The organism is Klebsiella sp. K47 (genome assembly GCF_051858335.1).
Classification (GTDB): domain Bacteria; phylum Pseudomonadota; class Gammaproteobacteria; order Enterobacterales; family Enterobacteriaceae; genus Klebsiella; species Klebsiella pneumoniae.
The window spans coordinates 1-220 of the sequence record NZ_JBPYUI010000469.1 but is presented as its reverse complement, the minus strand read 5'-3'; the positions used below and the strand labels follow the sequence as shown (position 1 = coordinate 220).

The following is a 220-nucleotide window of genomic DNA, read 5'->3' as shown; positions in this document are numbered from 1 at the left end:
TGTGCACCGGAATACGGATGGTGCGCGCCTGATCGGCGATCGAACGGGTGATGGCCTGGCGGATCCACCAGGTCGCATACGTGGAGAACTTGTAACCACGACGGTATTCGAACTTGTCCACCGCCTTCATCAAGCCGATGTTGCCTTCCTGGATCAGATCAAGGAACTGCAGGCCACGGTTGGTGTACTTCTTGGCGATGGAGATCACCAGACGCAAGTT

General features: G+C 56.4%; 1 protein-coding gene. It reads right to left on the bottom strand.

What is annotated here, in order from left to right:
* Window positions 1-220, bottom strand: a 220-nt coding sequence (locus RRF55_RS28835) for a sigma-70 family RNA polymerase sigma factor (protein WP_439419420.1), incomplete at both ends; no start/stop codon positions are given.